This is a genomic window from Chengkuizengella sp. SCS-71B (assembly GCF_040100845.1).
Lineage (GTDB): Bacteria > Bacillota > Bacilli > Paenibacillales > KCTC-33759 > Chengkuizengella.
Genome location: NZ_JAZHSH010000001.1, coordinates 54,301 through 67,434, shown reverse-complemented (window position 1 = coordinate 67,434; position 13,134 = coordinate 54,301). Strand labels below are relative to the sequence as shown.

6 protein-coding genes, 2 tRNA genes and 4 rRNA genes are annotated in these 13,134 nt (G+C 41.0%); all 12 read left to right on the top strand.

What is annotated here, in order from left to right; translation table 11 throughout:
- Nucleotide 1 precedes the first annotated feature (1 nt).
- Nucleotides 2–1,546, top strand: a complete 1,545-nt coding sequence (locus tag VQL36_RS00350) for an NADH-quinone oxidoreductase subunit N (protein ID WP_349247402.1) — start codon at nt 2–4, stop codon at nt 1,544–1,546.
- A 327-nt stretch (nt 1,547–1,873) separates the two neighbouring features.
- Complete coding sequence (locus VQL36_RS00345) at nt 1,874–4,648, top strand: S8 family peptidase (protein ID WP_349247401.1); 2,775 nt, start codon at nt 1,874–1,876, stop codon at nt 4,646–4,648.
- A gap of 19 nt (nt 4,649–4,667) precedes the next feature.
- On the top strand, nt 4,668–4,904 hold the full coding sequence (locus VQL36_RS00340) for a DUF1146 family protein (protein WP_349247400.1): 237 nt from the start codon (nt 4,668–4,670) through the stop codon (nt 4,902–4,904).
- Between the two features lie 158 nt (nt 4,905–5,062).
- Nucleotides 5,063–6,394, top strand: coding sequence for a UDP-N-acetylglucosamine 1-carboxyvinyltransferase (murA, locus tag VQL36_RS00335; protein WP_349247399.1), 1,332 nt, complete (start codon nt 5,063–5,065; stop codon nt 6,392–6,394).
- A gap of 210 nt (nt 6,395–6,604) precedes the next feature.
- Nucleotides 6,605–6,865: a DUF2508 family protein gene (locus VQL36_RS00330; RefSeq protein ID WP_349247398.1), complete on the top strand. Its 261-nt coding sequence runs from the start codon at nt 6,605–6,607 to the stop codon at nt 6,863–6,865.
- A 1-nt stretch (nt 6,866) separates the two neighbouring features.
- Nucleotides 6,867–7,124 carry a pro-sigmaK processing inhibitor BofA family protein gene (locus VQL36_RS00325; RefSeq protein ID WP_349247397.1) on the top strand — a complete coding sequence of 86 codons (258 nt, stop codon included), beginning with the start codon at nt 6,867–6,869 and terminating at the stop codon, nt 7,122–7,124.
- Nucleotides 7,125–7,586: 462 nt separating this feature from the next.
- Nucleotides 7,587–9,143 (top strand): 16S ribosomal RNA (locus VQL36_RS00320).
- A 61-nt stretch (nt 9,144–9,204) separates the two neighbouring features.
- Nucleotides 9,205–9,321: ribosomal RNA gene (rrf, locus tag VQL36_RS00315) — 5S ribosomal RNA — on the top strand.
- Nucleotides 9,322–9,326: 5 nt separating this feature from the next.
- Nucleotides 9,327–9,403: transfer RNA gene (locus VQL36_RS00310), tRNA-Ile, on the top strand.
- Between the two features lie 108 nt (nt 9,404–9,511).
- Nucleotides 9,512–9,587: transfer RNA gene (locus tag VQL36_RS00305), tRNA-Ala, on the top strand.
- A gap of 207 nt (nt 9,588–9,794) precedes the next feature.
- A 23S ribosomal RNA gene (locus VQL36_RS00300) occupies nt 9,795–12,729 on the top strand.
- A gap of 132 nt (nt 12,730–12,861) precedes the next feature.
- A 5S ribosomal RNA gene (gene rrf, locus VQL36_RS00295) occupies nt 12,862–12,978 on the top strand.
- The 16S, 23S and 5S rRNA genes sit together here with 2 tRNA genes alongside, the layout of an rRNA operon.
- Nucleotides 12,979–13,134: the final 156 nt, after the last annotated feature.

Below are 13,134 nucleotides of genomic sequence, written 5' to 3'. Positions count from 1 at the left end.
AATGGAGGAACGTCTTCATTTATCTGATTTAGTATATTTATCACCAGAGCTCACTTTAGTCATCGCTGCAGTTATCATATCGGTCTTAGATTTGATATTACCTAACAAGGTAAATCGTACGATATTAGGATGGTTATCGATTATTTCTCTAATGATTTCAACCGCATTTGTCATTCATTATATGCGATTGTTAAATCTTTCAGAGGACCCACTAGTTCCTGTACAATTATTAAATTTAAGTTATCGAGTAGACGATTTTGCAAATTTATTTAAACTGATATTCCTTGTCGGAACAATCTTCATTCTCTTCATGAGTATTGGCTCCATTAAAAAGGAAGACATTCATCACAGAGGAGAATATTATTATTTATTTTTACCTGCGACATTAGGCGCTATGATTATGGCATCCTCAGGAGACTTAATTACTTTGTATGTAGGTCTTGAGTTGCTCAGTATCACTTCTTATATTATGGTAGGAATAAGGAAAGGGAATACGAAAACAAATGAAGCCTCGTTTAAATATATCGTCGTTGGAGGTATAGCTTCAGCATTTATACTATACGGTATGTCATTTTTATATGGTCTGTCCGGTAGTACAAATTTAAATGAAATCAATCAAGCATTGCAATTCAGTGATAGTTCCTTTGAGTTGATGATCTTTGTTAGTTTCATGTTAATCATTGCAGGATTAGGGACTAAAATTGCTGCAGCGCCTTTTCATACGTGGGCAGCAGATGTATATCAAGGAGCAGCAACACCTGTAACCGCATATTTAGCTACAGTTTCCAAAGCGGCTGGTTTTGCGATGTTATTTAGATTGGTATATTTAGTTTATTACGGAGTTGGGGGACAAGAGCAGAGCCCAATCTTTTTGGACCTGTTTATGATCATTTTAATCATTGCTGCTACTGCAATGATTTTAGGGAATGCACTAGCTTTAAAACAACGAAATGTGAAACGTCTTTTAGCTTATTCAGGTGTAGCGAATGCAGGATACTTATTAGTTCCTATTGGAATTGGTTTACATAGTCAAGTTCCGCATTCATCTAATTTTTCTGAACTGTATTTTTATTTAATAGCCTATTTGTTTATGAATCTTGGCGCATTTGCAGTGTTGATGGCAATTGAGAGGACTACAGGTAATGATGAGCTAAAAGGGTTTGCAGGTCTATATTATAGGGCACCATATACAGCATTTGCAGTTGTGATCCTTCTTCTATCCCTAGCTGGGCTACCTGTTACAGGAGGGTTTATCGGTAAAGTATTTATTTTACTAGCTGCACTGCAAGTTAAAGCCTATTGGTTAGCAATCGTTATGATTCTTACCAGTGTTATATCCTTTTATTATTATTTTTCTATTATTCGTCAAATGTTTATGCGAACAAATTTTGAAGCAGGTTCGAACAAGTTGAAACTAACAGCTCCTATATGTATTACAATATGGATCAGCACTGTGGTTACCATTATTCTTGGATTCTTTCCTCAATATGTTTTAAGCTACATTAACAACATCTTTACAATAGGGACAGATTTTTTTATCAGATAGTAAGGAGTAAGGTTTATCATATGTCTTCCATAAAAATACGAAATAGTGGAGAATTTGACGGCATCATATGTGTCGTTAATAAATGATTTCTTACACTTCTCATATTATTTTCACCTCTCATATTATCAAGTTATGATTTTGAAAAGTATAACTTGATGATGTAGGGGTGATTTTTTTATTTCTATAAAAAATACTTCCATTATTCATCCAGAATTATTTTCCAGTTGAGTAAATAAAAAATATAGAAAGATTTACTTTATTATTAATATAAAACATGATAGATTTAGTTTATAGATTATAAATATAAAACAAAGGATAGGGACAATCATGAAAAAATATATAACAAATGCATTTGTAATAGTCTCTTTTCTATTTGCAACATTAGTCATACAAACTATACATACCCAGAACCACATTTATGCGCAATCATCTGAATATCACATTGATCAAAGTTGGATTATTAAATGGATTGATGAAAAGGATGAGCAGCTTTTATCAATAAGTGAAGTGGTAGGACAATATACTGACTTTAACATTAGTGTATTAAGACCGAATCAAGGTGAAAACATACATTTATGGTTGTCTAGTTTAAATAACTCTCCACATGTTGAGTATTTTCAGTTAAACCATACAGTTGAAGTATTCTCTGCGCCAAATGATGAGTTTATATCTCAACAATCTTATTTGAGCAATATTGGTGCTGTTGAAGCATGGGATATTGCAAATGAAAATACTGCGATAAAAATAGCAGTTGTTGATACAGGAGTTGATTTGCATCATCCCGATTTAGTAGACAATTTAGTAGAAGGTGTAAATATACTAGATAGAAGTCTTCCTCCGCAAGATGATAATGGACACGGAACAAATGTGGCTGGTATTGTAGCTGCTACAGGGAATAATGTAATTGGTGTTTCAGGTATACTATGGGATACCCAAATTATGCCTATTAAAGCATTAGATGAACAAGGGTTAGGCAATGAATCCGATATTGGAGAAGGTATTCGATATGCGGTGGAGAATGGGGCGAAAATAGTAATAATGTCGTTGGGCTTACATAGTGCTTCACCATATTTACAGGAAATTGTTCAATATGCAGAGGATAATGGAGTATTAATTGTAGCAGCATCTGGTAATGATGGTCAGCGGTCGATTCGATATCCAGCAGCGTATCCTTCTGTTCTAGCTGTTGGTGGATTGAAAAACGATAACAGCATTGTTGAATACTCAAATTTTGGGCAAGAGATTGATGTGGTAGCACCTGTAAATGTATATACGACAGGTCTTGATGGAAGTTATACATCTAATAATGGGACTTCTATGGCCGCGCCTCAAGTTGCAGCAGCAGCAGCACTAATCTGGTCACAATATCCTGAATTAGAACCTTCTCAAATTAGGAACTTAATTCGACAAACTGCAGAAGATGTTCATGACATCGGTTGGGATGAGTACACTGGTTATGGGTTGTTAAGAATTGATTCTGCTTTGATTGATCCAGCTATTGAAGATATTTATGAAGATAATAATAGTAAAGATAAGTCTAAACCTCTTCAAATGGACGCTATGATGACAGGTGTACTAACAGGTGAAAACGATGAGGATTGGTTTTATTTAGAAAGTTTATATGATGGAAGTTTAAAATTTGAATTTGAATCAACTTTAACTGACGATGTTGATGTAACGGATGTTGAATTGCTTTATCATTTTAATGGAGAAATTATAATATATGATTTATCACAGTCTGTAAAATTACCAGTAAAAAAAGATCAAAAAAGTTATATTCAATTAAGGTATAGAGACCAGACTGATCATGAATTATTGTCATATGAATTTACTTCTCAATTTGTAATCGCGGCTGATTTATATGAAGATAATGATACTCAAGATAAAGCGTTTGTTTTACCGGAAACGGGAGAATACATTTTGGGTACATTCCATCAAGTTAACGATAAAGATTGGTATGTTCTAGAAGTCGTCCAAGAAGGTAATTTAAAAATTGAACTCTCTACTGATACGAATCGAATGGATTTACAATTAATACTACAAAAACCAGATGGCACTTCTTTTTCCATAGATAGAGGTAATGCTGGAGAAGATGAATTTTATTCTTCTGATTCTGTATTACCTGGGAAATATTATTTTCAAGTACAGAACTATGAGGAAGAGGGTATGAACTCTTTACCTATTATAGGGAATTATTATTTGCAAATAAATTATCTTCCTACATTTGTTGATGTAAATGAACCTAATGATAAAGCATATCAAACTACAAAACTAAATTTGAATACTGAATTAAATGGAGTTTTTGAACATGGTACAGACGAAGACTGGTTTTCATTTAGAATTGAGGAAACAAGCGACATTAGTATTGATTTAGATCATTTGCCAAAAGATAGAAACGTAACATTAAGTGTGTTAAATTCGACACAGAGCTTAGTGTTTCTAACTACAAACGAAGGAAAAACGAACATCAATAAACATTTAAACGGATTGTCTGCCGGAACTTATTATGTCAAACTTGTATCTGATCAGGCTTTTGATTATCAAATGTATACATTAAAAGTTACAGAGCGAAATATTGATACAGTCTTTACAGATGTTGAAACACATTGGGCAAAAGAGGAAATTAAAGAACTTTGGGAGCGAGGAATAGTTAACGGGGTTGATGGACGTTTTCTTCCAAATGAGAATATTACACGAGCCGAAGCAATCACTATGGTAGTTAGGGCAATGGAGCTGAATGGTGAAGAACCTGCATCATCACCATTTATAGATATATCTAGTGAAAATTGGGCATATAAACCAATTTTCTTAGCTAGTCAAGCTGGTTTAATTAATGGTTATACAGATGGAACGTTTGCTCCGAACGACAATTTAAGCAGAGTTGAAGCAGCAAAAATAATAGCAAACGCTCTTGGTAAAGAAGGTGTGGAAGGTGAAAATCCTTTTAAGGATATACCTCAAGGGTATTGGGCATCTGGTGTATTAACTCAATTAAAATTGGATGGAATTATTAGTGGTTATAGTGATGGCACATTTAGGCCTCAAAATGAGACAAGCCGTGCTGAATTTGCTACATTAATATATAACTTATTATTAGAGTGAGTAGGAGATGTAATGCTTCATGTTGATGGAGGCAATTGTAAACAACATTACGAATATAGTTATTGTATTGTTAAGTATTTTATTGTGCTGGAAAGTGCTTCAATCTTTTCGATTTGATATTTTCATGAAAAACCCGAATAGTTTTGAAGCCAAATTATTAAAAGTTATCATTACAATTGTGATTGGTAATCAGCTGGGAAATTTTATCATTCAATATTATAACTGGTCTCTAGCAATAAAATATTTATTTCAATGAGTGTAGCAGAATAACATTGGCGGGAAATGTGAACAATGTTAAATAAATGATTACTCGAACAAACAAAACAGGAAATAAAAGTTAGTTGTAACAAATTGGATAGTAGTGTAAAATTGAAAAGATTGCAGACTATATTATTGATGCGCGGAGGCCTAATAATGGAAAAAATAATCGTCCGCGGAGGCATACCATTATCTGGTAAAGTCAAAATAAGCGGTGCCAAAAACGCTGTATTACCTATTATAGCTGCCTCAATTTTAGCAAAGGATGGAGTAAGTGTAATTCATGATGTTCCTCCTCTTGATGATGTTCTTACCATAGCTAAAGTGTTAGAGGCAATGGGGATAAATATTCAGTTTGAGAATGAAGTTTTAAAAGTTGATGCCAAAGAAGTAAAAGCACATGAAGCACCTTACGAACTGGTACGAAAAATGAGAGCGTCTTTTTTAGTTGCTGGTTCTTTATTGGGTCGTGAGGGTTATGCTAAAATCTCCTTACCTGGAGGATGTGCGATTGGTACTCGTCCAATAGATCAACATTTAAAAGGTTTTGAAGCCATGGGTGCTCAGATTGAATTCGGGCAAGGTTTTATCGAAGCAAGATCTAAAGGTAGATTAAAAGGTGCTAAAATATATCTAGATGTTCCTAGTGTTGGAGCGACAGAAAATATTATGATGGCTGCCACACTAGCTGATGGTACGACAATTATTGAAAATGCGGCCAAGGAACCAGAAATTGTCGATTTAGCAAACTTTTTAAATGGAATGGGAGCGAAGGTTCGAGGCGCAGGAACAGGAATGATTAGAATAGAAGGTGTACAACAGTTATCAGGTGTTGATCATACTGTGATCCCTGATCGTATTGAAGCTGGTACATACATGATTGCAGCAGCTATAACTGGAGGAAGCATTTTTATTGAAGGTGCAATTGGGGACCATTTAACACCTGTTATTTCAAAGTTGGAAGAAATGGGGGTCACTATTCTTATCAACGAAAAAGGAATTGGAGTTTCTGCCTCATCTACATTAAAAGCAGTTGACTTGAAAACATTACCATATCCAGGATTTCCGACAGATATGCAATCTCAAATGATGAGCTTATTAATGATTTCAGATGGTACAAGTATTGTCTCTGAGTCTTTATTTGAAAATCGCTTCATGCATGTTTCTGAATTTAAACGAATGAATGCCAAAATTAAAGTAGAAGGACAGACAGCAGTAGTAACTGGCAATACTAAATTAATTGGCTCAAAGGTCAATGCTACAGATTTAAGAGCAGGTGCAGCGTTAATTCTAGCAGGATTAGCAGCTGAAGGGGAGACAATAATCTCTGAAATTCATCACATTGATCGTGGATATGTAAATGTAACTAAGAAATTAAAACAATTAGGTGCAGATATTGGCAGGGTGCAATATCTAGAAAATGAGGAAGTACAAGAACATAATACAAAAATTGAACGAGTACTGCCGATTCAACCTACATTGGCATAATAATACATTCATAATCTAACTATTATATTTATAAAAGTCACCATTAGGTGGCTTTTTTTGCGTACAATTTTCAATTTTCGCTAATCTTTTAGTGTTGTTTTTGATTTAGAGCTGAATTAATTTGGCTATTGAAGTTCTATTCTATAGTTTTAATTTATATATTATATTAATTATGCTTCCCGAGAGAATGATAACCTAAGGAGGTTTTTTATGGCGAGTATTCAGCAGTACCTAAGCAAATTTAGTTCTAATAAAATAGATAATAGTGAAATGTTAATTAATAAGGAAGTAGAAAAAGCTAAAAATGATTGGATTGCAGCAGGAGAAAGGTTTAATTACGCTGTTGATAAAGACGAGATTGATTTTGCTATATTTTCATTGGAAGCAGCGGAAAAAAGGTATGAAATGTTAATAAGACAGGCTAAGGATTTACAGATTACTAAGTTGAAGAAATTAAAAGCGGGGGATTAGAATGGGGTTTATATCTTACTTAATCATAGTATTTGTTGTTTTTGCACTTATTCTGGGAATAAGAAACTATCAGAAGGTTTCAAAATGGATGAATTATGTATTAATAAATATCATTACTTCTGCTATTTTTATTTATATTATCAATTTAATAGTAGAAGGGGATATTTTACCGATGAATTCAGTAGTTCTCATTACAAGTGGTCTTTTGGGGGTCCCAGGTTTGTTAGGAGTTATGGGTATAAAATTTTTAATCATATGAAATTAGTTATCCATTTTCTTTCGGAATAAAATTATACATATATATAGTATTTAAAACGAACTTTAATTTGCCATTAATCGTAAGTTAAGCATAGAGATTAGAAAGATTTTATGTTCTGCTAGAAAAAAAATAAAAGGTGTTGACATGATAGTTTTATATGTGTTATATTTATCAAGTCGCCGCTGAGATGGGCGATAAAAACAAAAGAAAATGCTTGATAATAAGGCATTCTTTGCACCTTGAAAACTGAATAACGAGTGAACTTACGGAGACTTGAAATTTTTCAGGAATCCAAACAAATAGCTCAAAAGTTTTAAACTTTTGGGAACCCGTTCATAAACCTAAAAAAGTGAAGTGAAGCTCAGTAGAGTATTCCGATTACTTTTTCAGGGAACCGAAAAAATAGTAACAAGAGAATGAGCCAAGCGCTCTAAAATAGTTGTGATCGAGAGATTACAACCTTTAATGGAGAGTTTGATCCTGGCTCAGGACGAACGCTGGCGGCGTGCCTAATACATGCAAGTCGAACGAAGAGATTAAAAAGCTTGCTTTTTAATGTTCTTAGTGGCGGACGGGTGAGTAACACGTAGGTAACCTGCCTATAAGCCTGGGATAACTAGTGGAAACATTAGCTAATACCGGATAAGGTCGTTTCATCGCATGATGAGATGAAGAAAGAGGGTGTAAGCTCTCGCTTAGAGATGGACCTGCGGCGCATTAGCTAGTTGGTGAGGTAAGGGCTCACCAAGGCGACGATGCGTAGCCGACCTGAGAGGGTGATCGGCCACACTGGGACTGAGACACGGCCCAGACTCCTACGGGAGGCAGCAGTAGGGAATCTTCCGCAATGGACGAAAGTCTGACGGAGCAACGCCGCGTGAGTGAAGAAGGTTTTCGGATCGTAAAGCTCTGTTGCCAGGGAAGAGAAGGCAGATGTTAACTGCATTTGCTTAGACGGTACCTGAGAAGAAAGCCCCGGCTAACTACGTGCCAGCAGCCGCGGTAATACGTAGGGGGCAAGCGTTGTCCGGAATTATTGGGCGTAAAGGGCGCGCAGGCGGCCCATTAAGTCTGGTGTTTAAACTCGGAGCTCAACTCCGAGTCGCACTGGAAACTGGTGAGCTTGAGTGCAGAAGAGGAGAGTGGAATTCCACGTGTAGCGGTGAAATGCGTAGAGATGTGGAGGAACACCAGTGGCGAAGGCGACTCTCTGGTCTGTAACTGACGCTGAGGCGCGAAAGCGTGGGGAGCGAACAGGATTAGATACCCTGGTAGTCCACGCCGTAAACGATGAATGCTAGGTGTTAGGGGTTTCGATACCCTTGGTGCCGAAGTTAACACATTAAGCATTCCGCCTGGGGAGTACGGTCGCAAGACTGAAACTCAAAGGAATTGACGGGGACCCGCACAAGCAGTGGAGTATGTGGTTTAATTCGAAGCAACGCGAAGAACCTTACCAGGTCTTGACATCCCTTTGAACGCTGTAGAGATATGGCTTTCCTTCGGGACAGAGGAGACAGGTGGTGCATGGTTGTCGTCAGCTCGTGTCGTGAGATGTTGGGTTAAGTCCCGCAACGAGCGCAACCCTTAATCTTAGTTGCCAGCAAGTGAAGTTGGGCACTCTAAGGTGACTGCCGGTGACAAACCGGAGGAAGGTGGGGATGACGTCAAATCATCATGCCCCTTATGACCTGGGCTACACACGTACTACAATGGTCGGTACAAAGGGCAGCGAAGCCGCGAGGTGGAGCCAATCCCAACAAAGCCGATCTCAGTTCGGATTGCAGGCTGCAACTCGCCTGCATGAAGTCGGAATTGCTAGTAATCGCGGATCAGCATGCCGCGGTGAATACGTTCCCGGGTCTTGTACACACCGCCCGTCACACCACGAGAGTTTACAACACCCGAAGTCGGTGAGGTAACCCCTTGGGGAGCCAGCCGCCGAAGGTGGGGTAGATGATTGGGGTGAAGTCGTAACAAGGTAGCCGTATCGGAAGGTGCGGCTGGATCACCTCCTTTCTATGGAGAATACAGTTCACTCGTTTTCAGTTTTGAGAGTGCAAGGCACTCTATACATTCGTTTGGTGATGATGGCGGAGGGGTACCACGCGTTCCCATACCGAACACGACCGTTAAGCCCTCCAGCGCCGATGGTACTTGGACCGCAAGGTCCTGGGAGAGTAGGACGTTGCCAAGCGGTACGGGCCCTTAGCTCAGCTGGTTAGAGCGCACCCCTGATAAGGGTGAGGTCGGTGGTTCGAGTCCACTAGGGCCCACCACAAACGTACCGAATAAATAAAACGAATAAAATACCACATCATACTATCCCTTAAACATATGGGACGTGCTCCTCGCAGCACACCATTACCTTTTTGGGTTTAAATTATGGGGCCATAGCTCAGCTGGGAGAGCGCCTGCTTTGCACGCAGGAGGTCAGCGGTTCGATCCCGCTTGGCTCCACCATAGAGGCAAAAACTTCAAGAAATGGTTTGAAAAAACGGTTGACTGAAGAAAAGCAGATGTGGTAAGATATTTTTTGTCGCAAAAAACACCACAAAGGTGGATCAAGCGACTGATGTTCCTTGAAAACTAGATAGCGAAAGCAAAGAAGCATTAATTAGCAAATGGAATTCTCAATTATGAGTGATCATATAAAACATCGAACTTAATGGTTAAGCTATTAAGAGCACACGGAGGATGCCTAGGCGCTAGGAGCCGAAGAAGGACGTGGCGAACAACGAAATGCCTCGGGGAGTCGTAAGCAGACCTCGATCCGGGGATGTCCGAATGGGGGAACCCACGTACTGTAATAGGTACGTACCCTAGACTGAATACATAGGTCTAGCGGAGGCAGACCAGGGGAACTGAAACATCTAAGTACCCTGAGGAAGAGAAAACAAAAGTGATTCCGTCAGTAGCGGCGAGCGAACGCGGATTAGCCCAAACCAACAGGCTTGCCTGTTGGGGTTGTGGGACACTCCACATGGAGTTACAAAGGAATGATTTAGGTGAAGCGTCTGGAAAGGCGAACCAAAGAGGGTAAAAGTCCTGTAACTAAAAAATCATTCTCTCCGGAGTGGATCCCGAGTAGTGCGGGGCACGTGAAACCCCGTATGAATCTGGCAGGACCATCTGCCAAGGCTAAATACTCCCTAGCGACCGATAGTGAAGCAGTACCGTGAGGGAAAGGTGAAAAGGACCCCGGGAGGGGAGTGAAATAGAACCTGAAACCGTGTGCTTACAAGAAGTCAGAGCCCGTTTAATGGGTGATGGCGTGCCTTTTGTAGAATGAACCGGCGAGTTACGTTAGCATGCAAGGTTAAAGTGAAGAGCTGGAGCCGCAGCGAAAGCGAGTCTGAATAGGGCGGTATGAGTATGTTGACGTAGACCCGAAACCGTGTGATCTACCCCTGTCCAGGGTGAAGGTGAGGTAACACTCACTGGAGGCCCGAACCCACTTATGTTGAAAAATGAGGGGATGAGGTGGGGGTAGCGGAGAAATTCCAATCGAACTCGGAAATAGCTGGTTCTCCCCGAAATAGCTTTAGGGCTAGCCTTGGGGGTGAGTCGTGGAGGTAGAGCACTGATTGGGTGCGGGGCCCGTCAAGGGTTACCAAGCTCAGTCAAACTCCGAATGCCATAGACTTTAAACCCCAGGAGTCAGACGGTGAGTGCTAAGATCCATCGTCAAAAGGGAAACAGCCCAGACCATCAGCTAAGGTCCCCAAGTGTGTGTTAAGTGGGAAAGGATGTGGAGTTGCACAGACAACCAGGATGTTGGCTTAGAAGCAGCCACCATTGAAAGAGTGCGTAATAGCTCACTGGTCGAGTGACTCTGCGCCGAAAATGTAACGGGGCTAAACACACCACCGAAGCTATGGCTTGATACAATGGTATCAGGGGTAGGGGAGCGTTGTGTATGGATTGAAGGTATACCGTAAGGAGTGCTGGACTGTACACAAGTGAGAATGCCGGTATAAGTAACGAAAAGACAAGTGAGAATCTTGTCCGCCGAAAGCCCAAGGTTTCCTGAGGAAGGCTCGTCCGCTCAGGGTAAGTCGGGACCTAAGGTGAGGCCGAAAGGCGTAATCGAAGGACAACAGGTTGAAATTCCTGTACCACCGTAAACCGTTATGAGCAATTGGGGTGACGCAGAAGGGAACAGTTGCAGACTGATGGATAAGTCTGTTCAAGCAGTAAGGCTGGTGTGTAGGCAAATCCGCACACTGATAAGGCTGAGCTGTGATGAGGAGGGAAAATTGTAGTACCGAAGAACTCGCACTCATGCTGCCAAGAAAAGCCTCTAGCCAGGTGAAGGTGCCCGTACCGCAAACCGACACAGGTAGGCGAGAAGAGAATTCTAAGGCGCGCGGAAGAACTCTCGTTAAGGAACTCGGCAAAATGACCCCGTAACTTCGGGAGAAGGGGTGCTCCGTTAGGGTGTATAGCCCGAGGGAGCCGCAGTGAAAAGGCCCAAGCGACTGTTTAGCAAAAACACAGGTCTGTGCGAAGCCGTAAGGCGAAGTATACGGGCTGACGCCTGCCCGGTGCTGGAAGGTTAAGGGGAATGGTTAGCCGTTTTAGGCGAAGCTATGAACCGAAGCCCCAGTAAACGGCGGCCGTAACTATAACGGTCCTAAGGTAGCGAAATTCCTTGTCAGGTAAATTCTGACCCGCACGAATGGCGTAACGATTTGGGCGCTGTCTCAACGAGAGATCCGGTGAAATTTTAATACCAGTGAAGATGCTGGTTACCCGCGACAAGACGGAAAGACCCCATGGAGCTTTACTACAACCTGATATTGAACTGGGGTACGATTTGTACAGGATAGGTGGGAGCCTTGGAAGCTGGTGCGCAAGCATCGGTGGAGGCGCCCTTGGGATACCACCCTGATCGTATTCGAGTTCTAACCTAGGCCCTTGAATCAGGGTCGGGGACCGTGTCAGGCGGGTAGTTTGACTGGGGCGGTCGCCTCCTAAAGCGTAACGGAGGCGCCCTAAGGTTCCCTCAGAATGGTTGGAAATCATTCGAAGAGTGCAAAGGCATAAGGGAGCTTGACTGCAAGACGTACAGGTCGAGCAGGGACGAAAGTCGGGCTTAGTGATCCGGTGGTACCGAATGGAAGGGCCATCGCTCAACGGATAAAAGCTACCCTGGGGATAACAGGCTTATCTCCCCCAAGAGTCCACATCGACGGGGAGGTTTGGCACCTCGATGTCGGCTCATCGCATCCTGGGGCTGAAGTAGGTCCCAAGGGTTGGGCTGTTCGCCCATTAAAGCGGTACGCGAGCTGGGTTCAGAACGTCGTGAGACAGTTCGGTCCCTATCTGTCGTGGGCGTAGGAAATTTGAGAGGAGCTGTCCTTAGTACGAGAGGACCGGGATGGACGTACCGCTGGTGTACCAGTTGTTTCGCCAGAAGCATAGCTGGGTAGCCAAGTACGGAAGGGATAAGCGCTGAAAGCATCTAAGCGTGAAGCCCCCCTCAAGATGAGATTTCCCAATTTAGTAAGACCCCTTGAAGACGACGAGGTTGATAGGTTCGGGGTGGAAGTGCAGCAATGCATGGAGCTGACGAATACTAATCGGTCGAGGGCTTATCCAAAAATATTCAAAATAAAGATTCCAAGCTTATCTTTGTTTCGCATCTAGTTTTTCAATTCAAGGATGAATTGATGTCGACGTTGGTCACATGGATGTGTCCGAACTTGGTCGACCTTCATTAATTATTTATACGTTTGGTGATGATGGCGGAGGGGTACCACGCGTTCCCATACCGAACACGACCGTTAAGCCCTCCAGCGCCGATGGTACTTGGACCGCAAGGTCCTGGGAGAGTAGGACGTTGCCAAGCTAACCAAAGACACTGTAGTGATACTTTTACTATGGTGTCTTTTTTTGTTTACAAGTATTTAAGTGTATAATTTTTACACCTTTTAATTTTAATGTACATATAATAACGAATATTAAAACACAATATCGGTATATTTTTTGAAAATATTTTTTCTAA

Coding starts and splice junctions, on each gene's coding strand:
- VQL36_RS00350 (WP_349247402.1), top strand. CDS start 2: ATGGAGGAACGTCTTCATTTATCTGATTTAGTATATTTATCACCAGAG.
- VQL36_RS00345 (WP_349247401.1), top strand. CDS start 1,874: ATGAAAAAATATATAACAAATGCATTTGTAATAGTCTCTTTTCTATTT.
- VQL36_RS00340 (WP_349247400.1), top strand. CDS start 4,668: ATGTTGATGGAGGCAATTGTAAACAACATTACGAATATAGTTATTGTA.
- murA (WP_349247399.1), top strand. CDS start 5,063: ATGGAAAAAATAATCGTCCGCGGAGGCATACCATTATCTGGTAAAGTC.
- VQL36_RS00330 (WP_349247398.1), top strand. CDS start 6,605: ATGGCGAGTATTCAGCAGTACCTAAGCAAATTTAGTTCTAATAAAATA.
- VQL36_RS00325 (WP_349247397.1), top strand. CDS start 6,867: ATGGGGTTTATATCTTACTTAATCATAGTATTTGTTGTTTTTGCACTT.